Origin of the sequence: Catenibacterium sp. co_0103 (genome assembly GCF_004168205.1) — a bacterium.
Lineage (GTDB): Bacteria > Bacillota_I > Bacilli_A > Erysipelotrichales > Coprobacillaceae > Catenibacterium > Catenibacterium mitsuoka_A.
The window spans coordinates 30,109-53,239 of record NZ_RCYB01000008.1 but is presented as its reverse complement, the minus strand read 5'-3'; the positions used below and the strand labels follow the sequence as shown (position 1 = coordinate 53,239).

The following is a 23,131-nucleotide window of genomic DNA, read 5'->3' as shown; positions in this document are numbered from 1 at the left end:
TGTGGTTCACTACACTTGGCGGTAAATACCTGTGGTCAGACTATCTCCGACTGAATTAGTGCCATGCCCGGCACACGTGCAAAAAAACTGACCTTTTATGGTCAGTTTAGTCTCTTTTTCTACAAATAATATGGATTGGAGTTCCTTCAAATCCAAAACGATCTCTTAAGCAGTTTTCTAAATAACGCTTATATGAGAAATGCATAAACTTAGGATCATTTACAAATAATACAAATGTTGGTGGCTGTACTGCAACCTGGTTGGCATAATAAATCTTAAGTCTTCCACCTTCAAATGTAGTTGTAGGGTTCATTGCCTGAGCATCTACAATAACATCATTTAATACACTTGTAGTTACACGTTTATGAGCATTCATATAAGCTTCTACAATTAAATCAAATAATGTATTAATACGTTGTTTCTTTAAAGCACTAACGAAGGCAATACGTGCATAGTCAAGATACTTGAACTGTTCTCTTAAAGTCTTTTCCATCTTAGCCATTGTCTTTTCATCTTTAGTGACAGCATCCCACTTATTAACAACTAAAACAACAGATTTACCTAATTCATGTGCATAACCAGCTACATGCTTATCCTGTTCAATAATACCTCTTTCACCATCGACAACACAAAGAATAACATCACTCTGTTCTACAGCCTTTAAAGCACGTAGTACTGAATATTTTTCAATATTCTCATAGACTTTACCTTTTTTACGCATGCCTGCTGTATCGATGATTCTATACTTATAACCATCTTTTTCAAATGCTGTATCAATGGCATCTCTTGTTGTTCCTTCAATATTAGAAACAATAACACGGTCTTCACCTAGGATTGCATTAGTTAAAGAAGATTTACCTACATTTGGTCTACCAATAATAGATACCTTGATTTCATCTTCTTCAAATTCATCTTCTTCATCTGGAAGCACTCTAATGACTTCATCAAGAAGATCCCCTACACCAATACCATGAGCACTTGAGACAGGAATTGGTTCACCAATACCTAAACTATAAAAATCATAAATGTTGTCTCTAAATGCGACATCATCAATCTTATTAACAGCTAAAAGTACAGGTTTACCTGACTTCTGAAGCATTCTTGCAACAAAGTTATCTTCACTTGTTAAACCTTCACGTCCATTAACTACAAAGATAATAACATCAGCTTCTTCAATCGCAATCTCAGCCTGAGTCTTGATCTGTTCTCTAAAATCAGCATTCTTTAATTCAATACCACCGGTATCAATAATTCTAAATTCTTTTGTAAGCCAGCTTGCTTTCGCATAAATACGATCTCTTGTAACACCTGGTACGTCTTCTACAATAGAAACACGTTCACCAATAATACGGTTAAATAATGTAGACTTCCCAACATTTGCACGACCTACAATCGCAACAATACCTTTTTTCATATTTCGCCTCCTTATTGAGTCTTTTCTTCAACTAAATTCATAATATGAGCAACAACTTCATCAATAGTCATATCTGAAGTATCAATTTCAATCGCATCATCTGCTTTCTTCAATGGAGAAATCTCACGTGTCATATCTGCTTCATCACGTGCAGCCACTTCCTTCTTGATTTCATCAAGATCAGAATTCAATCCACGACTTAAGTTTTCATTATGACGACGTAAAGCACGACATTCAATAGATGCTACCTGGTAAATTTTTAATTCTGCATTTGGTAATACGACAGTTCCAATATCTCTACCATCAAGAATAACGCCACCTTCTTTGGCCATTTCTCTTTGTTGTGCTACTAAATATGTTCTTACCTTAGAATAAGCAGAAACAATAGATGCACCTGCACTAATTTCATTGACACGAATATCTGAAGTTACATCACGATCATTTAAATAGACAGTGTTATCAGGCATCAATTTAATCTTGATTTCTGGTAATAAACGACAGACAGCATTTTCATCATGAAAATCAACGCCTTTAACAAGTGCATAATATGCCACACAGCGATACATTGCGCCTGTATCAATATAAGTATAACCTAGATTATTTGCAACTCTTTTAGCAATCGTAGACTTACCCGCAGCTGCAGGCCCATCAATCGCAATAGCAATTTTCTTCATTCTAAAATCCCCCTAAATATTCAGAAAAGTCATAACAATAAATACAATCACCGCAACAACAAGTAATCCTACAACACCATTTAAGATCTTTGTAAGTTTAGAATCTTCTTGTTTTTCAGGTAATGGTGCTCTTTTTTGTGCATGTCTTCTCTCATGCTCAGCGTGTGCTGTAGTTCTTACTACTGGTTCAGTTTTTACTGGTTCACGATGTGGTATTTCTTCACTATACTTTCTAAAAGCTTCAACATCTTCTTCAGGTGACATTGCAGCAAGCTTATCCATCAAACTACCGCCCTTTACCGCATGTCCTCTTCTTAACTCAGACGTATGATAATCACAGGTGGTATCCTGTGAAGAAGCATCCTCTTTCATTGCATTCAAAATATCAAGACGTGTATCAATACGTGTTCTAGCCACACTATCACGTTCTTCATGTAATGATTCAAATGGGTTGCTTTCATATTTGAGTGTCTCGTATGTCTTTGGTTCTAGACTTTCATGATGATTTGATTTTGGAATAAATGATAAGAAATCATCATCACTATCATCCTCTTCATGAGGTACATAACTCATATCATCATCAATATTATCACGTAAATCTTTATACTTAGACATTCTTGTCTGTTCTGACATATAATATCACCACCTAATCGTATCTATTATAGCATACCTATAAAATTAAGAAAATAACTTTCAAAAAACCTCATAATCCGTTATAATAGATTTATATGAAATAAGGAGGATATGTAAATGAAAGTTAAAGTTAATGAAGGCTGCTTAGGTTGCGGTGCTTGCACAGGAATCTGTCCAGACGTTTTCGAATTAGATGACGAAGGATTAGCAAAGGTAATCGTTGAAGAAACTGAAGATCCAGCTGTTCAGGATGCTATCGACGGCTGCCCAGTTGGCGTAATTGAAGCTGAATAATAAAGCAAGAGGATGCGATGCATCCTCTTTTATTTTTTGTTTGCGTTCTTCTTTTTTAAAGCCATAGTACGTAATACATTAACTTCTTTAGGCTTTAAACGACGATAAGTACCAGGAGTTAATCCCTTTAAGTCGATTGGACCAATCATAATTCTTCTTAAACGCTTAACAGGATGTCCTACTTCTTCAAACATCTTCTTGATCTGTCTGTTCTTGCCTTCTACTAAACGGATCATCAACATAGTTGTACCATGTTCTTCATCATTTCCAGTAATCGCAATTTCACAAGGTAATGTTTTAACACCTTCTAGATAAATTCCTCTTTCTAGCTGGTTCTTTTCAGCCTTAGTAAGTAATCCCTTAACAGATACTTCATACACCTTTTCTAAATGGCTAGATGGATGCATAATAAGGTTCGCAAATTCACCATCATTTGTCATAAATAAAGCACCTGTTGTATCATAGTCAAGTCTTCCTACTGGATAAACTCTTTCATTACTATCACTAAAATAATCTGCTACACATGTACGATCATGTTCATCACTCATAGTACATACGCATTTTTCTGGTTTATAGAATAAATAATATACTTTATCTTCTTTATTAATAAGTTTTCCATTGACACAGATTGTATCTTTCTTAGTGACCTTAGTACCAAGCACTGTTACCACTTCACCATTCACAGTAACTTTACCCTGCTGAATGAGTTCTTCTGCTTTACGACGTGAAGTATAACCACTCTGTGCAATGACTTTTTGTAATCTTTCTTCCATTGTTTCACCCTTTCTTTTCCATTAACTAATCTACATTAAATCGTCCTTAAATTCAACAAAATATTCATCATAATCATGATGTCTATTAATCATCTTGATTGTATCATCAAGTCCATGATCCTTTAAATAGACAAGCATAAAACGAAGTAAGGCACGTGTTTCAGGATGTAATATATATGAATATTGTCCTGATTCATAGTATTGTAGAGGAAAGGCATCTGTATAATTCTTTCCTTCATATATCTTACTTGCTGCAACTCTATCACAGAACATCTCTAGTACATAATTATAAGGCATTTTGGCAGGTACTTGCCCTTTTCTAGTAAAATCCACCCAATATTCCCAATGATGTTTATTACGGCCTTTATGATGAAGCCAGGCTGTTGAATAGCCTATTTCATTTCTTTCAGCACTATTAGGAGAATAAGTACCTTTATAATACTTGATTCCTGTAATAAATTCAGTAGGAGTATATTTAGATAAGTCATGTAATAAGCCCTGCTTATATAAGTGTACTTTAAAGCATAGCTTTCCTACTAATATCTTATGTTTTGTGATTGTTTTAAAATGTCCCCATATATGCACTGTATTTTCCTCATTTCTGTGTGTCTACAACTATAACATAAAATCATTCTTAAGTATATGTCTTTTCTTTTTAGAATTCAATGTTATAATGATAGAGAATTGGAGGTAGAACTATGGCATTTCACATTGAAATAGAAACAAATATTGATGATGCTTCACTTGATGTAGAAAGCTGTGAGGAGGTTATTACTTTCTTAGAGAATTCCTACAAAAATGTGAGAGCAGAAATATATAGTTACTGCTTAGGTATGCGTACTTTAAGATATGCATTAATAAGTATTGTCGTATTAGGTATCCTTTTCTTTATTAGTCATTCTAAGTTATTCTTATTTGGAATGCCAATCGTGACACTCTTGATCATGCTTGGTACCATTTCTCTTGCAGAATCAACTTCTGTGGCAGTAAAGAAACAGGTTAAAGAAAAGATAGAGTATTATAAACGTCGTTTAAAACTATTAAAAGAATGTAAACTATAAAAAAAAGCCAGAAACTAATTCGTTTCTGGCTTTTCTTCTACCTTTTCCTGATATTTTGTATTGAAGATATCTTCTTCATCAAATTCAGATTCAATTTCTTTAAGTTCTGGTAATTCATCCAAGCTTTTTAAGTTAAAAGCATCCATGAATTCATCAGTAACACCATATAAGACTGGTTTACCTGGTGAATCATCACGTCCTACTTCTTTAATAAGGGCTTGTGCTAAAAGCTTACGAATCATTGATTCACAGCCTACACCACGTATTTCTTCAATACGAATTCTAGTAACAGGCTGATAATAAGCCACAATAGCTAATGTTTCTAAGGCTGATTTAGATAGTTTTCTACCACTTGTAGTCATCATCTTCTTATAATAGACATCATGCTGAGGCAATGTGACCATCTTATAAGTACCACCAAAATCACATATATCTACACCCTTAACTGTTTTAGAAGCATAATAAGAGAGTAATTCATCCATCAGTTCATATGCTTCTTTCTTAGTGATTTCTAATGCTTCCGCAACATCTTTAATTGTAACACCTTCATCACCATAGATATAAAGCATACCTTCTATGACTGATAAATACTCATTCTTGTCCATAGCTTGTTCCTTTCAAATAAATCTTTTCAAAATTACCACTTTGAGTAATCAATAACTCACTGTTTTTCACTAAGACTAGAATAGAAAGGAATGTGACTATCGCAAAATAGCGGTCTCCTTCATCAAACAAGTCTTCAAAATCAACAGTTTTATCTTTATGACGTAAGAAATAGCTTCTGATCTGTTCAGTTCTTTCATCAATAGATATTTCTACACGTGCAATCTTTGATTCAAGGGGCTGGAGTAATGCACGTCTTTGCATGACTCTTTGCATTGCCTTGATGAGATCATATACTTCCATTCCCTCAGGAATAGTTTCTTCACCACTAGGAAGATATTCTTCAAGTGCTGAAGGTATTTTAGAATGCATTGTCTGACGTTTATCATAAGAAGCTTCAAAGGCTTCTAAGATACCGTTAATACGGTTCTTTTCAATCAGTCTTTCAATCATTCTTTTTCTTTCTGCTTCATAATCATCTTCTTCATCTATTTCTGGCTTAGGAAGTAATAGTTTACTTTTCATTTCAATAAGCCAGGCTGCCATAACTAAATATTCAGAGACAGCTTCTAAGAGTGAAGGATCCATTGTTTGAATATAAGCGAGATACTGGTCACATACAGCCGCTACATCAAGATCAAGAAGATCCATATCATGTTCTTTTATTAGATGAAGCAAGAGATCGAGCGGCCCAGTAAACTGGTCAACTGTGACCTGATATTCCATATCTATACTCCTATTTATATAATTTATCCATCTGTTTCAATAATGGGAATCCAATAATGATTTCTAATGGAATAATAAAGCATGCCTTAATCACACGAATACTTACAGATACCACAAATGGAATGCCATACATGATCTGTAGCCAGAAAGGTATTAAGCAGAATGTAATTGCAAGTTCTACTAGAATAACACTTAATAGCCAAGTACCAAATAATAACACATCATTGTCTTTCATATTCTTTGTGCGTTTCAACATGAACAAGATAAAACCTATAGAGGCAATAAGGCAGAGTCCAATCATAACACCTTTTTGTAAAGATGTTAATGTATAAGTGACTTTACCGATAGAGATTGTTTTTTGTAAAGCAACAAAAAGCGATCCTGCTCCACCAAATAATGCAATCATGAGACATACAATCTTACTGAATCGTTTTCCATCTACATTCTTTACTTTTACAGCAATCAGTGATGGGATTAAACCAATCAGTACCTGATTGAGTGTAAATCCAAAGAATGGGAATCCTGTTGGGGATATCACTAAACCAAGTAAATCAGTAATTAAACCAATGAGATAAGCATAGCTTGGTGAAAGAATCACACCTGCTAACATAACAGGAATATATTCAAAACCAATCTTTAAGCTTTCAGCACCAAATAACGGTACCATAATAGTAAGTCTCTTCAAAATCAATGTGATGATAATAATTAAAGCACTAAATGCGAGCTTTTTGGTATTTCTTCTTTCTAATGGGTAAAACTTAAAACAGTAAATACCAAGTAATACTAAAATACATACAATAATAATTTGAATCATTTTTTTAAATGCTACAATAAACAAATGTTTCTGTTTCAACCTATCGCTAGTCCACAGACGTTAATTCCGATCATCTCTGACCGTACACTTGCCTTCTTATAGGCTCCTCCTTTTCTTTTTTAACAGTTATTACGGTCCTCGCCTTTAATAAAAGCGATAATGTTTTCACGTACTTCAAGAATCAAACGATGTCTTGCTTCTACTGAACCCCATGCGACATGTGGTGTGAAAACGACCTTGTGAGGATCAACACTATATAAAGGACTTGTTGAAGGAAGTGGTTCTTTTTCAAATACATCTAAACCTGCTCCAGCAATAAGGTTATTATTTAATGCATCACTTAATGCTTCTTCATCGATAATAGGACCACGTCCTACATTAATAAGATAAGCTGTATCTTTCATCTTCTTGAAAGCTTCTGCATCAAATAAATGTTCTGTCTCTTTTGTAAGAGGTGAATGAATAGAAATAATGTCACTTGTTTTAAGTAATGTATCAAAATCCACCTGCTTGAAGTGTTCATCCTGATGATGTCCAGTTGTAGAATAATACTGCACCTGACATCCTAATGCTTCCGCAATACGTGCAACGCGCTGACCGATTGCGCCTAGACCAACAATTCCCCAAGTCATAGTAGATAGTTCATGAAACGAGTAACCAAAGAATGAGAAGACCTTATCCTTTTCATATTGATGTGATTTTACATAACTATCATAGCGTGATGTATGTTCAATGAGTTCTAGACATAATGCAAGAGTAAGCTGAGCAACGGCTTCAGTAGAATATCCTTTTACGTTAGCTACTCGGATTCCTTTTTCTTTTGCATAATCTAAATCTACATTGTTTGTACCAGTGGCTGTTACAGCAATCATCTTAAGATATGGACAGCGGTCAATTTCTACTTTTCTAAACAGATTCTTATTTGTAATAACAATATCTGCATCCTTACAAAGAGAAATGACATCTAACTGGTCTACATTTTCATGATAAGTCACTCTTCCAAGATCATCAAAGATATGTGTATCCACATCTTTTCCAAGTGTTTCTACCTGCAAGAAGACAATACGAAGTTCCTGATGTAATAAATCAATAATTTCTTCTTTTGTATGGTCCTGCATCATCTTACCAAAAATAATACATTCATTAAAGTCTAAAACTTCAGCTTCATGTAATTTTCCACAAACTTTTCCATCAATCATCTCATATGTGAGCATTCCACCCATCATAGCCATACCTAATGCTTTAGAGGTAATGCCTTCATCATCATTAATGGCTTCAAGAATCACTTCTTTAAAATGTGGATCTGCTTCAATTGATGCTTCAATAACATCTTTTAATGTATCATGCTTTAAAATTTCTTTTCTAAATGCATCATGATAAATAAAAGGCAATACAATGTCATAAAGTTCCATAGGAACAGGTTTTTCATATCCCTTTGAGAAGTTATATAAAATCGCAATTCCTAATCGCTCATCTTTCATTTTATCAACTAATTTCATTCATCTTCCTCCATTAAATATACTTCAACACGTTGTCTTTCTGCTTTCTTTTTATCATCATAGAAGATCAGACATGTTTTCATCTTCTTATCCATATAATCATAACGCAATACATTATAAGAATAGTAATGACTTTCACTTTCTTTTAAGCCACCTGTTGCACTTCCTGCTGAGATATAGTATGTACCTTTTTTATTCATGAAATAAGGCACATGCTTATGACCATGAAGCACATATTTAATATGACGCTGTGTGAGCCATGTGGCAAACATTTCTGCATCTACAAGTGCCTTAGATTTATCCAATATACTTCCAAATATAGATTTTTCACGCCATTGTATTTTTAAGAAGTCTGACTTAGAGACTTTAAATACATGATGATGTAGTAAGACCACAATCGTATAATCTTCTAGATTTTCTATACCTGCAAGTTCTGAATCTATTTGATCTAATTGTCTTCTTGTGATCATTCCTCTAGCTAAATTACCACCAGCATTAGAATCTATCTTTACAAGTACAATCTTATCTTTTTCTATAACCTTGATCTTTTCACCTAGTAAATAGGCTATGACTTTTGTACGTTGTCTTCCACCAATACTCAAGCCTTTTACTATCATATCATGGTTACCTAACACAAAGGTGATATCTGCCTTATATCTCTTTCTAATCATTGTCATAAAGCCATTGGCCTGATACATATTCTTTGTATTAGGAGAGTTCATAAGATCTCCTGTAATAAAGACCTGCTTTTGATGAGAACTCTGTGCATATTGATCACATTCATCTAATGAATCTAGTAAATTAGAGACTGCTTTCAGCTTCTTTTTAGGACCTAGATGTAAATCAGATAAATGATAAATAAATGAAGAATGACCTTCTTTATTAAACATTGTCTTCTCATCAATTCTCTTTTGTAATGCCTTTGCCTGGGAAATACTATGTAATGGGTAAAAGGATGCATGTTGAGAATTAAATATGAGTCCTCCAGGCCATTCATCTGCATAAAATAAAGCTTCAAGTAGTCCAGGGAATGGATCTAAGAAAGACAAGTCTTCCTGCTTAAAATGTTTGCTTATTGTAAAGATATAGTCCACCCCTGTAAAAGAATAGTCTTTAATTTCTTTATTAATACCAGGAATAAGAAATAAGAAAATCTTATCTTTAAGGAAAGAACGGATACGTTGTAAACCTTCCTGCAAATTAGTATGTGTCAGCATGGATATATCCTTGATTGTCATACCAGGACGAATCATACTGAATGAATACTCATCAATCATATCGAGTTCTCTAATTTCTATGTGATGATTTCTTAACCACTGTCGATAATCATTAAAAGATTGGTAATCCAATAAAGCGCGAGAAAAAGCACGGTCATGATGATAAATCATATTAAAAAAAGCATTAATACCACTAAATTCATCCATAATAGTACTTCCTTTAAGAAAAAAGACCACATATGTGGTCTTTTAGAATTTTAAGTTACGTGGTGTACGTGGGAATGGTTCTACATCTCTGATGTTAGCCATACCAGTTAAATACATTAAGAAACGGTCAAAACCTAAGCCGAATCCAGCATGCTTACATCCACCAAAGCGGCGTAAATCCATATACCACTGTAGTGTTTCTTTGTTCATGCCCTTTTCATCCATAAGCTTTTCAAGAACATCATAACGTTCTTCTCTCTGTGAACCACCAACTAATTCACCGATGCCAGGTACTAATAAGTCACAAGCTGCAACTGTCTTGTTGTCATCATTTAAACGCATATAGAACGCTTTGATTTCTTTTGGATAATCTGTTAAGAATACAGGACCACCTACAACTTCTTCACAGATATAACGTTCATGTTCAGCATTTAAGTCAATACCCCATTCAACCTTGTTGTCAAACTTCACATCAGCTTTTAATAAATGATCAATAGCTTCTGTATAAGTCATACGTGCAAAGTGAGAATCTCTAACCTTTGTGATACGGTTGATACAGTCATGGTCAACCATCTGTTCAAAGAATTTCATTTCTTCTGGAGCATTATCTAAGCAGTACTGAATACAGTATTTAACCATTTCTTCAATTAAACACATATCATCTTCAAGATCAGCAAATGCGATTTCTGGTTCTACCATCCAGAATTCACTGGCATGTCTTGATGTATTTGAGTTTTCAGCTCTAAATGCAGGACCAAAAGTATATACATCTCTAAATGCCATAGCGAATGCTTCTACATGTAACTGTCCTGTTACTGTTAAGTAAGCTTCTTTTTCAAAGAAATCCTTAGAGAAATCAGTATCATCAATAGTTGTGACTCTAAACATTTCTCCAGCACCTTCACCATCATTAGATGTAATGATTGGTGTATGTACATAGACGAATCCCTGATCCTGGAAGAACTCATGAATAGCCATAGATAATACAGATCTTAATCTGAAGATAGCATAGAATGAGTTTGCTCTTGGTCTTAAATGAGGGATTTCTCTCATAAATTCAAAAGAGTGTCTCTTCTTCTGTAATGGATAATCACTATCACAGTCACCTTCAAGAATAATTTCAGTGGCTTCTACTTCAAATGGCTGTTTTGCATCAGGTGTTAATTTTAATTTACCTAATACATGAATAGCTGAACCAGTTGAGATATGTGAAACTTCATCAAAGTTCTTTAATTTTTCTTTTAAGTAAACAACCTGACAGTTTCTAAAATAAGAACCATCATTTAATGCGATGAATCCTAGTTTACCACTATCTCTATTTGTTCTTACCCATCCTTCTAATTCTACATACTCTACGTTATCTGTTTCTACTGCGTTATCTGCACGACAGATTTCATAAAGTTCTCTTACTGTCATAAATTCAAACATCCTTCTTACTCCTTTGTATTCGATTTCATTTTTAATTCTAATTCTTGTATTGCGACAACAACATCCACATTCTGTACTTCAACTCCCTGAGGTACAATGAAATGAGAGTGGGTGAAGTCTACAATGCCTTTAATCCCTAATGCTACTAAGCGGTCCACCATTTCCTGTACATTATCAGAAATTGCGAGAATCGCAATCTTACAGTCCTTAGGAAATGTTTTTTCCAAATCATCACTCTTATGAATCTTGACACCAAAACGTTCACCTTCAATATTAGCATCTTTATCATAAGCACAGACAATCTGTCCCACTGTATATTTCCAGCGGTTATATTTCAAAATAGCTGATCCTAAATTACCCACACCAATGAGAATAATAGGTTCATCAAGTCCTAAACCTAAGAAGTCACTGAGTGTTTCAATCATCTCTTTTGTATCATAACCATAGCCTCTTTTACCAAGTGTATTCTTCTGAGGCAAAAAGCCAAAATCACGACGAATAGTCGTATCCTGGATATGAGTAACTTCTGCAAGTTCACTCGATAAGAAGTTTTCTTTACCTTCATGCCCCATAACTCTTAAAGCCTTCAAATAAACAGGAAAACGTGTCATCGTCGCACGTGAAATTTTCTGTTTCTTTTCATTACTCATAGTTGTCTCCTACACTTTCCGCCTCTAAGTCATAATCCGGCTTAACAGATAAGTCCAAAGGGGCAAACATATTATATTTATACATGATACTTGCAGCAGATGCAATCATTGCTGCATTATCTGTACAATACTTCAATGGTGGAAAAATAACAGGAATATCACTTGTACTCATTTTTTCTCTGAGACCTTTGTTCGCACTTACACCACCTGCTACAATAATCTGCTTTACACCAAGATCATGAGCAGCTGCTAAAGCTTTAGAAGCAATCGTATCCATAGCCACATCCTGGAATGAGCAGGCTAAGTCATTGCCATTGATTTCCTCTCCTCTTTGGTCTGCATTATGCTTTAAGTTGATGACAGCGCTCTTTAAGCCACTGAAACTGAAGTTATAGCTTCCATCATCAAGCGGTTTAGGAAGTGTATAGCTATGAGTTCCCTCATGTGCCATTTTATCTAATACAGGTCCTCCAGGATATGGAAGATGTAAAACACGTCCTACCTTGTCATAGGCTTCTCCAATTGCATCATCAAATGTTGTACCAATAACCTCGAAAGAGAATTCCTTTTTCATATAAACAAGTTCTGTATGTCCTCCTGAAACAACTAATGCCATTGCAGGATATTCAATATCATTTACGAGTTCATTGGCATAAATATGCCCCGCAATATGATGTACACCAATCAAAGGCTTATTTAAATAAATAGCCAATGTCTTGGCTTCCTGCATCCCAACATGCAAAGAACCTACAAGTCCTGGTCCTTTAGTGACTGCAATTGCATCAATCTCCTCAATAGAAATATCTGCCTGACTAAGTGCTTCCTTTAAAACAGTGCTGACACATTCAACGTGCTTACGACTGGCAATTTCTGGAACAACACCACCATATTGTTTATGGATATCAATCTGTGATGCAACAACATGACTTAATAACTCTTTTCCATCCTTAAGAATTGCAACACTCATTTCATCACAGCTTGATTCAATAGCAAGAATAACAGCCATTATTTTTCCTCCTTTCTTACCATGAGATAGGCATCCTCATGGTCTGCATAATAATCTTTACGTATAGCACATATCTCATAGCCATACCTCTTATATAAACGAATCGCACGTTCATTTGATACACGTACTTCTAAACTATAATTCATACATCCTTTATTATGTCCTTCTTTTAATCCATAATCCATCAATAACTTAGAAAGGCCTTTTCCCTGATAATTTGGATCAATACCAATTGTAGTCAGTTCACAGTTTTCATAAGCATACCAGAATCCTGCATAACCAACAATTTTGTCATCTACAAGAACATAATAATGAGCATAATCATTTGTCTTTAATTCATGAAGAAAATCTTCTTTAGACCAGGCAGGAGTAAATAATAACCCTTCTAGTCTTTCAATTTCATCAAGATCTTCTTCCTGCATTTCTCTTAATAACATGCTTTCTTAGCCTCAACATCTTTAATATATGTCGGTACTAATAGATCTACATTCTTGATTGGATCAGCCATCTGACCTAATGCATAAATATTAGCACAAAGATCACATTCTTTTTCATCTAATCCAAGACATCCTACTTCACCCACAAGTTCAAAGTCTTCATATTCAGCACGTAAGTGGGCAAAGTCTTCTAAAGTCACGACCTGTTCCTTAATTAAAGGAAGACCATTTTCATAAACACCAACAAAGACCTTATGTCCTCTTGCATCAATAACACTTAATGCCTGATTCATACCTGCATAAGCAGCTAAAGAACTGACTGATTTAATTCTTACATCAGACACTGCAGCAAGTGTCTTTGCGATAGTCATAGCTACTCTGACACCTGTATAAGAGCCAGGTCCTGATGTGATAATCATTTCATTGACATCCTTCAATGCAATATGATGACGATCAAGCACTTCCTTTAATGTAGGAATTGCTTTTTCTGATTGTCTTCTAGAGCCTTTTTCCTGGAAGGCTTCTAGACACACATTATCCTGATATAAGCCTACAGCTAAATAACTATTTGATGTATCCATCACTAAACTAATCATGTGTAACCTCCCTCACATAGTTCTCATATTTTTCACCGATAGGATGAAGCTTTAAAGAACGTGTTTCATCTTCATTCTTTATTATTTCTATTTCTAATCTTTCTTCTGGAATAATGTCTTCAATAAACTGTGGCCATTCAATCACACATAAGCCATCATCTTCAAACATCTCCTCAAACCCCAAATCATCATCTGCCCCTTCTAGGCGATATGCATCAAAATGATAGAGGGTCATACGTCCAGAATAAACCTTCACAATAGTAAAAGTTGGAGAATTGATGATCTTCTTGATGCCAAGTCCCTGCCCTATTCCTTTTGTGAATGTAGTCTTACCAGCACCTAAATCACCTGTTAATGTGATAATAGAATGGGGAAAGATTGTTTCTCCAATACGTTTACCAAAAGCAATCATTTCAGCTTCATTTTTTAAGTTTATCATTTTTAGTTCCTCTATTTTTCATCATCTGCTGATACTTATTATACCACTCCTGGGCAAATCCTGCACGAAAAGGACCAGATGCATTCATCGTCATCACAATCAAACGATTGAGCTGTTCATGGAATATCTCATCTAATTCATCTGAATATTGATATTTAATACGATGAGCCGCATATTCACCTTCATCTAACACCTTATAACGATAGCCAGGCCATACCTTTAAATCAAGGTCATAATCAATATATTTAAGTGCTTCTCCATCATATAATATAGGAGAGGCAATATTACAATAATAATAGATACCATCACTACGGATCATACAAATTACATTATACCATCTATCCTTAGGAAAATAACAGATAGCTGGTTCTTTAGTGACCCAGGAACGACCATCTGATTCTGTAACTAATGTATTATTATTTATACCGATAAAATGGCGATCTGTTTCTTCTAATATCTTACAGCGTGACCACGTACGATGTGGTTTACCGTCATGTTTATAGCAATGGATGAGCACATCCTGCCCCACTAATGAATTCTTCATAATCAAACCTCTTTCAACCTATCGAATATCATAGCAAAAAACAGGTAAAATGTACATAAACCTCACCTGTTTTTTCCTAAATAAAGCCTTTTTAAGTTATTGTTTTGTTTTTGTATTAAAAAAATGAGCATCGCCTTAAAGCGATGCTCACTTATTTTATAAGTTTAATAATTCTTTTGTATCTCTTGCAATCACTAATTCTTCATCAGTTGGTACTACGAATACCTTGATCTTAGATTCAGGTGCAGAAATTAATCTTTCACCATGACCTTCTACATTAGCCTTATCATCTAATACGATGCCTAATGCTTCTTTTATTAGATTAATAATTGCTTCTCTTGCGATAAAGCTGTTTTCACCAATACCTGCTGTGAATGAAATTGCATCAACATGTCCAAGTTCTACAAAATAAGAACCAATATAATCAGCAACACGTTTTCTAAACATGTTAAAAGCTAATTCGGCTCTTTGGTTACCAGCATCTTTTGCATCAATGATATCTCTCATATCACCAGACACTCCAGATACACCTAATAAACCAGATTCCTTATTCAACATCTTGAATACAGTCTTCATATCATATCCAAGATTTTCAATTAAGTGGTCTACAACAGATGCATCAATATCACCAGAACGAGTTGCCATCATGACACCAGCAAGAGGTGTAAGACCCATTGAAGTATCAATAGATTTACCATCCTTGACAGCACAAAGTGAAGCACCTGCACCTAAATGACATACAATAATATTAGCATGCTCAGGGTTTCCTAATAATTCCTGAGTACGCTTTGATACATAGTAATGAGAAGTACCATGTGCACCATATTTTCTAATTTTGTTTTCTTCATAGAACTTATATGGGATTGGATAAACTGCATTTTCAGGCTTAATAGAGTGATGGAATGCTGTATCGAATACTACAACAGCACCTGCAGTAGGAATAGCTTCCTTAAATGCTTTGATACCAATAATATGTGCAGGGTTATGAAGTGGTGCAAGTGGTGATAATTCATCAATCTTAGCGATCACATCATCATCTACAACACAAGACCCATCAAAATAAGGACCACCTTGTACAACACGATGACCAATACCCTTGATTTCATCTAAATGTTCAACAATCTTCTTTTCAATTAATGTATCAAGTAATACTTGTACTGCTTCCTTGTGAGTAGGAACTGCAAAGACCTTCTTATCTTTAGTACCATTATACTTGATAGTGAAGATTGAATCTTCCATACCGATTCTTTCAATAATACCAGAAGTGATAACACTTTCAGTATTCATTTCAAATAACTGGAACTTCAATGAAGAACTTCCACAGTTAACTGCTAAAACTTTTGACATGCTTATATCCTCCTAAACACCCCTATTATAATCAGAAACCCCTAACATTTCTACTATAAATTTAGATTACGTGACAAAAAGAATGTTCTGTAATATAATCATTACTGCCAGGGGCGCATTTATTGCTGAGATAGGTGAAAGCCTTGTCCCTTAGCATCTGATCTGGGTAATACCAGCGTAGAGAGGCCGTACTTTTTTTAGTGACTTCTTTGCGTCATCTTAGTCATTAGAAAGGGGAGATTTATAAATGAATAAGAAGACATTATCCACTAGAGCAATTGCTTATGTTGCGTTATTTATCGCTATGCAGTTAGTTCTAGAAGTACTATTTAAGGTGATTCCAGGACAGCCACAGGGTGGTTCTATTACTTTAAGTTTATTACCAATCGTACTTGCAAGCTATTTAATGGGTGCACAGTATGGAATTATTGTCGGTGTTGGTGCCACTGCTATGCAGTTTGTATTAGGTCTTGCTTTATATTATGGACCTTGGTCTGTTGTATTAGACTATCTTGTACCATTATCAGCACTTGGTATTGCAGGCTTTATTCCTAATTTTAAATCAGGCAAGACTGAAGTTTATACAGGTATTTTTGTAGGAATGATTCTTAAGTTCATTTCACATTTATTATCTGGTGCTGTATTATTTGCAAGCTATGCACCTAAGAACATGAACCCTTGGGTTTATTCATTCTTATACAACATTGGTTATAATGTAGGTACACTTATTTTAACTTATGTAGTATTTGCACTTATTTATCCAAAACTTCAGAAAGCATTTAAGGCTATTTAACAGTGGGAAACCACTGTTTTTTTTGTATTAAAAAAGAACGTATAGTTTCTATACGTCCCTTCAGCAAACGGGAATTTGGTGTGTGCTTTATAAATTTTTTCCGATCCACTCAAGTTCGTTCATGGAATCCTTATTTTTTTCAAGTTCATCTCTGGCTGTTGCGTAATATGATTTTTTGAAAAGCATATCCCATGAAAGATATTTTGCCATACAGTCAAACTGCTTATCAATCAGCTCATACTGGATACTGCCTACGGGAGAACCACCTACAACAATTGTACCAACTTTTTTGTTTTTTAACTGCAATCCACGGCAGTAGCACTTATCAATGATAAGTTTCAATTGTGCTGACACTCCCCACCAATAAACTGGTGTAGCAAAAAGAATCATATCTGCGACAGCAATTTTATCAATTGCAGAATTTGTATCATCCTTATCGACGCATCCCTTAGAGCATTGACAGACACCACATCCCTTGCATGGTGCAATGTTGAGTTTGTCAGGTTCAATGATTTCAATTTTATTCTTTTCTGATGCTCCTTTTATAAATGCATTGATTGCTGCCAGCGTATTTCCTTTTCTGGCACTTCCATTAATGATTACAATTTTCATGCGTATATCCTCCAACTTCCGATTTTTAAATCATAAACTGCACAATATAAGATGCAAGTATGGCTGCAACAGCCACAAATACAAGTCCTTTTCCCTTATAACTAAAAAATACTGCAACTAGAATACCTGCACATGATTCTACTAAGTTTGGTGTAGAGTTAAAGACACCTGGAAAAGTCAAAGCTCCTAATACTGCATAAGGCAAATAATAAAGAGCTGAATTAATAAACTTAGATGTAATCTTCTTTCTAAAGAAAGTAAGTGGTAGAAAACGAGGCAGATAAGTAAAGAGTGCCATCACTAAGACAGCTAGTATCTGATATCTTGTCATGCTTCATCCTCCCTTGGAAATAACCAGGCTCCCATACATGTCGCAATGAGTGTTGCACTAATAAGACGTACACCAGTACTCATGACATTAAATAATGGCACATAAGTAAAGAGTGTATGAACTCCAATAGAAATTAATACCACTATAGTTACTGGTATTGAATCCTTCATTGCAGGGACAATAAGAGCTAAGAACATACCATATAAGGCAATTCCCATAGCACCCTGCAGTGCTAAAGGCAATAAGCCCATAATAAATTCTCCGGCAAGAGTACCTCCTACCCATCCTATAATAGGTGTAAGAATAAAGCCTAGCATAAACTTAAATGTGAGTTTACCAGGTTGCAGACTGGCTAACGCAAATGTTTCATCTGTAATTCCAAAAGAGATGATCATACGTTCAATTGTATTCATCTTCTCATCAATCTTCTGCGATAAAGAGAGACTCATCAAGAAATATCTAAAATTAATCAATAATAACGTAATCGCAATCTCTAAATAAGTGCTATCAGATAAAATTAACTGTACTCCTGCAAACTGTCCTGAACTAGTTAAGTTTGTAAGAGATATAAAAGTGGCTAGTCCTAGAGGCAAGCCACTTGAGACGCATAATACTCCAAAAGAAAAGGCAACAGGGAAGTATCCTAATGCGATTGGAATACTTTTCTTCATTCCTTTCATTATTTCATTCATGTTTCATCACCACGAGTATCATAGCACAAATAGAACTTAAAATAAGTGTTCTATTATGAATTTTCTAATTTCTTCTTGATCATCACAGACGTTATAGAATGGTTTACGACAATCCAGTCTTTGAATATCTACTGTACGTAAATCAGTTAACTGCATTCTAGAATGCGTAATCATCCCATGCTCATCTAGGACTGTTAAGTCCTTTTCAAAGTGTGGATTGACTGGTGATGATTCTTTTTTTATGGATGTACAAGGTATAATTAACATCTTATAGCCTAAATCTTTTACAACATAACACCAATGCCCATCCATGAGTTCCTTAGGAAATCCCCTACCGATATTAAAATAAGCCATCTGATGTTCTTTTGGACGCTTATGGACGTGATAATAAGTATCCGATGGTGAACCATCCTTTACAAGTGAACAATAGAAATAAGATAACTGACTTGTTTGATGTAATAAAGAACGTGAATATTTCTCTGCATCATATAAGCCACTCTCATCTAACTTCTTTAAGTATTTCTTCATTTCTTCAATATTTCCTTCTAGATCTTCTTTCATATAAAAATCCCCTCCTACTTATATATATACTTTTAATTTTTTTATATTTCTCCCTAATTTATATATAAAATTATATATAGTTTTCATATTTTTAAAATGTCAACATTGTTGATTGATTTATCACATATCAAGCATATAATAGACACAGTTAAGATAAAGTGATATTAAAAATAGCGCCAGGACTTGTATAAGTTGACGAGGACTAGATTAATCGAACTATTCGGCGGATGGTCTAGAGGCATAGTACTGCCTAAGCGATGAACAAAAACATTGAGTGATCAATGAACAGATTTCATCAGGTACTCCTTTGTTTTAACGTTTTTATTCCACAAAACAAGGAGGACAAGATTATGTGTGGTATTACAGCTTATTGTGGCAATGGTGAAGCCCTACCTTTCTTAATGCAGGGACTCGCAAAATTAGAATATAGAGGATATGACTCTGCAGGTGTAACAGTATTAAATAATGTACTTACAACTGTAAAATGTAAAGGTCGTTTAAAGAACCTTGAAGAAAAGTTAAAGGATCACGAGATGACTGGTCATGTAGGTATTGGTCATACAAGATGGGCAACTCATGGTGTCCCTTCTAACTTAAATTCACATCCTCATACAAATCCAAGTAACACTATTTCTATTGTACACAATGGTATTATTGAAAACTATAGAGAATTAAAGGATATTTTGTTAGAAAAGGGTTATTCATTCCAAAGTGAAACAGATTCAGAAGTTGTTGTTATGTGTTTAGACTATTTCTATGAAGGAGATCTTCTAGAAGCAGTAAAGAAAACATTAAACTGTATTGATGGAAGTTATGCTTTATGTATTGTTTCTACAGAACACCCTGATGAAGTTGTTGTTGCGAAAAAGGCAAGTCCATTAGTTATTGGACATACTGAAGATGCAAGTGTGGCAGCGAGTGATATTCCAGCTTTACTTGCTTATACTAAAGATGTTTATTTCTTAGATGACTTAGAAATGGCTGTATTAAAGAAAGACAGCATTACTTTCTATAATAAAGATGGTAAAGAAATCACTAAAGAAATGACTACTATTCCTTATGATATGGAAGCGGCTCAGAAGAATGGTTTTGATACATATATGTTAAAGGAAATCAATGAACAGCCTCATGTCATTCAGGAAACTTTAAGAGGTCGTATCTTTGAACATTCAATCGTATTAGATGAATTAAAAGATGTTGATTTCAATAAGTTTAATAAGGTTTATTATGTTGCATGTGGTACTGCTTATCATGCAGGCTTATGTGGAGCATCTATTCTTGAACGTGCAACACGTTTACCAGTTCTTACTCAGGTAGCAAGTGAATTCCGTTATAATGATCCAATCATTGATGAAAAGACATTATGTATCTTTGTATCACAGTCTGGTGAAACAGCTGATACTCTTGCTGCATTAAAACTTGCTAATGAAAAAGGATGTACAACTATTGCTGTGACTAACGTCTTAGGTTCTACAATTTCTAGAGAGGCACAGCATACACTTTATACTTGTGCAGGACCTGAAATTGCAGTTGCATCTACTAAAGCTTATGCAACTCAGTTAGTATTACTTACTTTAATCGCATTATATATTGCAGATAAAAGAGGAGATACTGTAGATACTGATTTAATGGAACAGTTAAATAACCTTCCAGAATATGTATCTAAGTTAATTGATGATGAAGCAATCTTCGAAAACTACGCAAAAGCATTGAAAGATAAACATGACTGCTACTTTATTGGTAGAAGTTTAGATTATGCAAGTGTATTAGAAGGTGCTTTAAAGCTTAAGGAAGTTTCTTATGTACATGCTGACGCTTATATTGCTGGTGAATTAAAGCATGGGCCTATTGCCTTAATTGAACCAGGTACTGTAGTAATTGCAGTAGCCACTCAGCCTCATGTTGCAGCTAAGACTATTTCTAATATTCAAGAAACAATCGCAAGAGGTGCTGAGGTCATCCTATTTACTGTAGAAGGACAGGAAGTCAGTGGTGTAGAAAACATCTATTACTTACCAAATATCAATCCTTTATTACAGAGTGTACTTGTAGCTATCCCATTACAGCTCATTGCATATCATACAGCATGTATTAAGGGTTGTGATGTAGATAAACCTCGTAACCTTGCTAAATCAGTGACTGTAGAATAACGAACGGAGAACTCCGTTCGTTTTTTCTTCACATCAATAATAAAAAAATGTATAATATCTCGTAGGGGTGATAATGTGGAAGAATCAAAAGTAAAAGATTTAACGGCTTATAAGAACCGTTTCGAAGAGGATGCCTCTTCATTCAGCGAATTCCAGGCACGTGATTTCGTTAAAGAATTAAAGAATCAGGGTAAGACTGATGAAGCTATTGAAGTAGGAAGAACATTCCTTGAAATGGCACCAGAATTAAAAGGATATATCAATTATTTTGGCTATGCTCTTTATAATAAGTATATCAACATCGATGATGAAGAAATTTCTAAGAACGAAAGTTTATTCTATGGTATCTTAGAAGAAATTGCTAAATATTGTAAGCAGGAGAGATATTCTCCACTTGAAGCTGCAGTCAATAAGGCTATTAAACATGTATTAAAGGCTGATCCAGTAGACTATAAGAAGTTATCTGAATTATTAGACTACTTAGATGCACCTACTCTAGAAGATAAACCATTTGTAAATAAAGATGGTAAAGAATTCGAAAGTAAGAAAGAGAAATGGTATCGTATGAAAGTACGTGCATTATATGAACTTGAATCATATAGAGCATGTGTTGAAACTGCGAACATTGCTTTCACTTATAACTTAAAGTGGCATTATAACAACCTTAATTGGGTTAAATATTATCGTGCAAGCTCTCTAGTTGAACTTGGACGTTATGAAGAAGCTGAAAATGAATTCATCGCTTTACAGGGTCATTTCAATGCAGTAGATTCATTTGAAATCCTTTATAAGCTTTATATGAATACAAATCGTGAAGATGATGCTTATACACTTCTAATCGATAAATTCTTCAAGGGTGGATTCGATTATAAGAATATCGAAGATTATAAAAAGATTTCAGCAATGGCAAAGGCTAAGGGTCAGGATAAGGCTCATGCACTTGCAGAATGCCTCATTAAGAAGCTAGAAGAAGAAAATGGTAAAACATATGAAGCTGATGCTGATTTAGCTGATTATGCTGATTTAACTGCCAGCGATACATTTGATCGTGTATATAGTGAAGTTGTTTATCATCTAGAAAACTACATTACTCGTCATGAAGGTAAAGTAGTATTCTACAATCATGATAAGAATTTTGGTAGTATCTTCCAGGATGATGAAGAAAACTTATTCTTCAGACAGGCTGATTTCCTTGATGATGAAGAAGTTGAAAAGTATGACGTTGTTGAATACAGCGTAATTAAGACTTATGATAGAAAGCGTCAGCAGATGAGTTCTAAGGCTGTCCTTTTAAAAGTTCTTTACGAAGAAATCAACTACTAAGAGCAGAAATATCTGCTCTTTTTTCTTATATTTCTTTTTTGTTTTTTCCCTAACTTTTAAAAGTTTTATTTGACTTTTCCTTAATATTTCTATATTATATTTTTATATTATAAAAACAGAGAAATGACATAGTAAAGAAATGTGAGGCATAAGAGATATGATGGCTGGTGCGAATCATACGCAGACATTCTTGAATTCACCATGGAGTTGGAAGTACAAAATACTTCCCGGGTTGCCCGTTATCGCTATTTAGTGAGGTTAGTCTATGACTAATGAACTAGAGGTGGTACCGCGATAATTCGCCCTC

The 23,131-nt window shown here is 34.6% G+C and carries 27 protein-coding genes, 1 riboswitch and 1 other annotated feature (1 of these 29 cut by a window edge); of the genes, 5 read left to right on the top strand and 22 right to left on the bottom strand.

Features of this window, described 5'->3' with window-relative positions; genetic code table 11:
* Nucleotides 1-106 precede the first annotated feature (106 nt).
* The 3 genes from der to EAI80_RS02695 are packed head-to-tail and all read right to left on the bottom strand — an operon-like array spanning nt 107 to nt 2,721.
* A complete protein-coding gene (der, locus tag EAI80_RS02705) occupies nt 107-1,414 on the bottom strand; it encodes a ribosome biogenesis GTPase Der (RefSeq protein WP_117459621.1) in 1,308 nt (435 codons plus the stop codon).
* An 11-nt stretch (nt 1,415-1,425) separates the two neighbouring features.
* A complete protein-coding gene (cmk, locus tag EAI80_RS02700) occupies nt 1,426-2,088 on the bottom strand; it encodes a (d)CMP kinase (RefSeq protein ID WP_129980857.1) in 663 nt (220 codons plus the stop codon).
* A 12-nt stretch (nt 2,089-2,100) separates the two neighbouring features.
* Nucleotides 2,101-2,721, bottom strand: coding sequence for a hypothetical protein (locus EAI80_RS02695; RefSeq protein ID WP_129980856.1), 621 nt, complete (start codon nt 2,719-2,721; stop codon nt 2,101-2,103).
* A gap of 117 nt (nt 2,722-2,838) precedes the next feature.
* Here EAI80_RS02695 and EAI80_RS02690 point away from each other — a divergent pair, with 117 nt between their 5' ends.
* Nucleotides 2,839-3,015 carry a ferredoxin gene (locus EAI80_RS02690; RefSeq protein WP_022424255.1) on the top strand — a complete coding sequence of 59 codons (177 nt, stop codon included), beginning with the start codon at nt 2,839-2,841 and terminating at the stop codon, nt 3,013-3,015.
* A 29-nt stretch (nt 3,016-3,044) separates the two neighbouring features.
* On the opposite strand, the gene EAI80_RS02685 is transcribed toward EAI80_RS02690, so the two are convergent.
* Together EAI80_RS02685 and EAI80_RS02680 are read right to left on the bottom strand one after the other, a co-directional pair.
* The gene (locus EAI80_RS02685; protein WP_129980855.1) at nt 3,045-3,788 is read right to left on the bottom strand and encodes a pseudouridine synthase; all 744 of its coding nucleotides are present in this window, start codon (nt 3,786-3,788) and stop codon (nt 3,045-3,047) included.
* A gap of 30 nt (nt 3,789-3,818) precedes the next feature.
* Nucleotides 3,819-4,373 carry a DUF5662 family protein gene (locus tag EAI80_RS02680; RefSeq protein ID WP_129980854.1) on the bottom strand — a complete coding sequence of 185 codons (555 nt, stop codon included), beginning with the start codon at nt 4,371-4,373 and terminating at the stop codon, nt 3,819-3,821.
* 113 nt (nt 4,374-4,486) lie between these two features.
* On the opposite strand from EAI80_RS02680, the gene EAI80_RS02675 reads away from it, so the two are divergent.
* Nucleotides 4,487-4,849: a hypothetical protein gene (locus EAI80_RS02675; RefSeq protein WP_022424252.1), complete on the top strand. Its 363-nt coding sequence runs from the start codon at nt 4,487-4,489 to the stop codon at nt 4,847-4,849.
* Between the two features lie 14 nt (nt 4,850-4,863).
* Here EAI80_RS02675 and scpB read toward each other — a convergent pair whose 3' ends face one another.
* The 13 genes from scpB to EAI80_RS02610 form a co-directional block, all read right to left on the bottom strand.
* Nucleotides 4,864-5,454, bottom strand: a complete 591-nt coding sequence (gene scpB / locus EAI80_RS02670) for an SMC-Scp complex subunit ScpB (RefSeq protein WP_129980853.1) — start codon at nt 5,452-5,454, stop codon at nt 4,864-4,866.
* Nucleotides 5,441-6,178 (bottom strand): segregation/condensation protein A, encoded by a 738-nt coding sequence (locus EAI80_RS02665; RefSeq protein ID WP_022424251.1) that lies wholly within the window; start codon nt 6,176-6,178, stop codon nt 5,441-5,443. Before EAI80_RS02665 ends, scpB begins: the two co-directional genes overlap by 14 nt.
* A 10-nt stretch (nt 6,179-6,188) precedes the next feature.
* On the bottom strand, nt 6,189-6,992 hold the full coding sequence (locus EAI80_RS02660) for a folate family ECF transporter S component (protein ID WP_129980852.1): 804 nt from the start codon (nt 6,990-6,992) through the stop codon (nt 6,189-6,191).
* 119 nt (nt 6,993-7,111) lie between these two features.
* Nucleotides 7,112-8,491 carry an NAD(P)-dependent oxidoreductase gene (locus EAI80_RS02655; RefSeq protein ID WP_129980851.1) on the bottom strand — a complete coding sequence of 460 codons (1,380 nt, stop codon included), beginning with the start codon at nt 8,489-8,491 and terminating at the stop codon, nt 7,112-7,114.
* Nucleotides 8,488-9,915 (bottom strand): metallophosphoesterase, encoded by a 1,428-nt coding sequence (locus tag EAI80_RS02650; protein WP_192923988.1) that lies wholly within the window; start codon nt 9,913-9,915, stop codon nt 8,488-8,490. The genes EAI80_RS02655 and EAI80_RS02650 overlap by 4 nt, the downstream gene beginning before the upstream one ends.
* A 42-nt stretch (nt 9,916-9,957) precedes the next feature.
* Nucleotides 9,958-11,343: an asparagine--tRNA ligase gene (gene asnS / locus EAI80_RS02645; protein WP_129980849.1), complete on the bottom strand. Its 1,386-nt coding sequence runs from the start codon at nt 11,341-11,343 to the stop codon at nt 9,958-9,960.
* Between the two features lie 5 nt (nt 11,344-11,348).
* The gene (locus EAI80_RS02640; RefSeq protein WP_022424247.1) at nt 11,349-11,993 is read right to left on the bottom strand and encodes a redox-sensing transcriptional repressor Rex; all 645 of its coding nucleotides are present in this window, start codon (nt 11,991-11,993) and stop codon (nt 11,349-11,351) included.
* On the bottom strand, nt 11,986-12,999 hold the full coding sequence (tsaD, locus tag EAI80_RS02635; RefSeq protein WP_022424246.1) for a tRNA (adenosine(37)-N6)-threonylcarbamoyltransferase complex transferase subunit TsaD: 1,014 nt from the start codon (nt 12,997-12,999) through the stop codon (nt 11,986-11,988). The genes EAI80_RS02640 and tsaD overlap by 8 nt, the downstream gene beginning before the upstream one ends.
* On the bottom strand, nt 12,999-13,436 hold the full coding sequence (gene rimI / locus EAI80_RS02630; RefSeq protein WP_129980848.1) for a ribosomal protein S18-alanine N-acetyltransferase: 438 nt from the start codon (nt 13,434-13,436) through the stop codon (nt 12,999-13,001). The genes tsaD and rimI overlap by 1 nt, the downstream gene beginning before the upstream one ends.
* Nucleotides 13,427-14,032 carry a tRNA (adenosine(37)-N6)-threonylcarbamoyltransferase complex dimerization subunit type 1 TsaB gene (tsaB, locus tag EAI80_RS02625; protein WP_022424244.1) on the bottom strand — a complete coding sequence of 202 codons (606 nt, stop codon included), beginning with the start codon at nt 14,030-14,032 and terminating at the stop codon, nt 13,427-13,429. The genes rimI and tsaB overlap by 10 nt, the downstream gene beginning before the upstream one ends.
* Nucleotides 14,025-14,471 (bottom strand): tRNA (adenosine(37)-N6)-threonylcarbamoyltransferase complex ATPase subunit type 1 TsaE, encoded by a 447-nt coding sequence (gene tsaE / locus EAI80_RS02620; protein ID WP_129980847.1) that lies wholly within the window; start codon nt 14,469-14,471, stop codon nt 14,025-14,027. The genes tsaB and tsaE overlap by 8 nt, the downstream gene beginning before the upstream one ends.
* The gene (locus EAI80_RS02615; RefSeq protein ID WP_006506926.1) at nt 14,452-15,015 is read right to left on the bottom strand and encodes a DUF402 domain-containing protein; all 564 of its coding nucleotides are present in this window, start codon (nt 15,013-15,015) and stop codon (nt 14,452-14,454) included. The genes tsaE and EAI80_RS02615 overlap by 20 nt, the downstream gene beginning before the upstream one ends.
* Nucleotides 15,016-15,171: 156 nt before the next feature.
* Nucleotides 15,172-16,362, bottom strand: coding sequence for an acetate kinase (locus EAI80_RS02610; RefSeq protein WP_129980846.1), 1,191 nt, complete (start codon nt 16,360-16,362; stop codon nt 15,172-15,174).
* A 99-nt stretch (nt 16,363-16,461) separates the two neighbouring features.
* Nucleotides 16,462-16,563: riboswitch (TPP riboswitch) on the top strand.
* A gap of 46 nt (nt 16,564-16,609) precedes the next feature.
* Between EAI80_RS02610 and EAI80_RS02605 the strand changes: the two genes are divergently transcribed.
* A complete protein-coding gene (locus EAI80_RS02605; RefSeq protein ID WP_022424243.1) occupies nt 16,610-17,155 on the top strand; it encodes an energy-coupled thiamine transporter ThiT in 546 nt (181 codons plus the stop codon).
* Between the two features lie 87 nt (nt 17,156-17,242).
* Here EAI80_RS02605 and EAI80_RS02600 read toward each other — a convergent pair whose 3' ends face one another.
* From EAI80_RS02600 to EAI80_RS02585, 4 genes are read right to left on the bottom strand one after another with little or no spacing between them, the layout of a single operon-like run.
* Entirely contained in the window at nt 17,243-17,767 is a 525-nt protein-coding gene (locus EAI80_RS02600; protein WP_129980845.1) for a flavodoxin family protein, read from the bottom strand.
* A gap of 25 nt (nt 17,768-17,792) precedes the next feature.
* Complete coding sequence (locus EAI80_RS02595) at nt 17,793-18,098, bottom strand: AzlD domain-containing protein (protein WP_129980844.1); 306 nt, start codon at nt 18,096-18,098, stop codon at nt 17,793-17,795.
* A complete protein-coding gene (locus EAI80_RS02590; RefSeq protein ID WP_022425423.1) occupies nt 18,095-18,790 on the bottom strand; it encodes an AzlC family ABC transporter permease in 696 nt (231 codons plus the stop codon). The genes EAI80_RS02595 and EAI80_RS02590 overlap by 4 nt, the downstream gene beginning before the upstream one ends.
* Before the next feature lie 36 nt (nt 18,791-18,826).
* Nucleotides 18,827-19,351 (bottom strand): hypothetical protein, encoded by a 525-nt coding sequence (locus EAI80_RS02585; RefSeq protein ID WP_129980843.1) that lies wholly within the window; start codon nt 19,349-19,351, stop codon nt 18,827-18,829.
* 350 nt (nt 19,352-19,701) lie between these two features.
* On the opposite strand from EAI80_RS02585, the gene glmS reads away from it, so the two are divergent.
* A complete protein-coding gene (gene glmS, locus EAI80_RS02580; RefSeq protein ID WP_129980842.1) occupies nt 19,702-21,501 on the top strand; it encodes a glutamine--fructose-6-phosphate transaminase (isomerizing) in 1,800 nt (599 codons plus the stop codon).
* A 75-nt stretch (nt 21,502-21,576) separates the two neighbouring features.
* Nucleotides 21,577-22,824 (top strand): hypothetical protein, encoded by a 1,248-nt coding sequence (locus EAI80_RS02575; RefSeq protein WP_129980841.1) that lies wholly within the window; start codon nt 21,577-21,579, stop codon nt 22,822-22,824.
* 109 nt (nt 22,825-22,933) lie between these two features.
* Nucleotides 22,934-23,131: a binding site (T-box leader), on the top strand; it runs 3 nt beyond the window's last position.

Coding starts and splice junctions, on each gene's coding strand:
- EAI80_RS02685 (WP_129980855.1), bottom strand. CDS start 3,788: ATGGAAGAAAGATTACAAAAAGTCATTGCACAGAGTGGTTATACTTCA.
- EAI80_RS02615 (WP_006506926.1), bottom strand. CDS start 15,015: ATGAAGAATTCATTAGTGGGGCAGGATGTGCTCATCCATTGCTATAAA.
- EAI80_RS02690 (WP_022424255.1), top strand. CDS start 2,839: ATGAAAGTTAAAGTTAATGAAGGCTGCTTAGGTTGCGGTGCTTGCACA.
- EAI80_RS02610 (WP_129980846.1), bottom strand. CDS start 16,362: ATGTCAAAAGTTTTAGCAGTTAACTGTGGAAGTTCTTCATTGAAGTTC.
- tsaD (WP_022424246.1), bottom strand. CDS start 12,999: ATGGCTGTTATTCTTGCTATTGAATCAAGCTGTGATGAAATGAGTGTT.
- der (WP_117459621.1), bottom strand. CDS start 1,414: ATGAAAAAAGGTATTGTTGCGATTGTAGGTCGTGCAAATGTTGGGAAG.
- rimI (WP_129980848.1), bottom strand. CDS start 13,436: ATGTTATTAAGAGAAATGCAGGAAGAAGATCTTGATGAAATTGAAAGA.
- EAI80_RS02640 (WP_022424247.1), bottom strand. CDS start 11,993: ATGAGTAATGAAAAGAAACAGAAAATTTCACGTGCGACGATGACACGT.
- EAI80_RS02655 (WP_129980851.1), bottom strand. CDS start 8,491: ATGAAATTAGTTGATAAAATGAAAGATGAGCGATTAGGAATTGCGATT.
- EAI80_RS02650 (WP_192923988.1), bottom strand. CDS start 9,915: ATGGATGAATTTAGTGGTATTAATGCTTTTTTTAATATGATTTATCAT.
- EAI80_RS02665 (WP_022424251.1), bottom strand. CDS start 6,178: ATGGAATATCAGGTCACAGTTGACCAGTTTACTGGGCCGCTCGATCTC.
- EAI80_RS02585 (WP_129980843.1), bottom strand. CDS start 19,351: ATGAAAGAAGATCTAGAAGGAAATATTGAAGAAATGAAGAAATACTTA.
- EAI80_RS02675 (WP_022424252.1), top strand. CDS start 4,487: ATGGCATTTCACATTGAAATAGAAACAAATATTGATGATGCTTCACTT.
- EAI80_RS02660 (WP_129980852.1), bottom strand. CDS start 6,992: ATGATTCAAATTATTATTGTATGTATTTTAGTATTACTTGGTATTTAC.
- glmS (WP_129980842.1), top strand. CDS start 19,702: ATGTGTGGTATTACAGCTTATTGTGGCAATGGTGAAGCCCTACCTTTC.
- scpB (WP_129980853.1), bottom strand. CDS start 5,454: ATGGACAAGAATGAGTATTTATCAGTCATAGAAGGTATGCTTTATATC.
- cmk (WP_129980857.1), bottom strand. CDS start 2,088: ATGAAGAAAATTGCTATTGCGATTGATGGGCCTGCAGCTGCGGGTAAG.
- EAI80_RS02590 (WP_022425423.1), bottom strand. CDS start 18,790: ATGAATGAAATAATGAAAGGAATGAAGAAAAGTATTCCAATCGCATTA.
- EAI80_RS02605 (WP_022424243.1), top strand. CDS start 16,610: ATGAATAAGAAGACATTATCCACTAGAGCAATTGCTTATGTTGCGTTA.
- EAI80_RS02600 (WP_129980845.1), bottom strand. CDS start 17,767: ATGAAAATTGTAATCATTAATGGAAGTGCCAGAAAAGGAAATACGCTG.
- EAI80_RS02695 (WP_129980856.1), bottom strand. CDS start 2,721: ATGTCAGAACAGACAAGAATGTCTAAGTATAAAGATTTACGTGATAAT.
- asnS (WP_129980849.1), bottom strand. CDS start 11,343: ATGTTTGAATTTATGACAGTAAGAGAACTTTATGAAATCTGTCGTGCA.
- tsaE (WP_129980847.1), bottom strand. CDS start 14,471: ATGATAAACTTAAAAAATGAAGCTGAAATGATTGCTTTTGGTAAACGT.
- tsaB (WP_022424244.1), bottom strand. CDS start 14,032: ATGATTAGTTTAGTGATGGATACATCAAATAGTTATTTAGCTGTAGGC.
- EAI80_RS02595 (WP_129980844.1), bottom strand. CDS start 18,098: ATGACAAGATATCAGATACTAGCTGTCTTAGTGATGGCACTCTTTACT.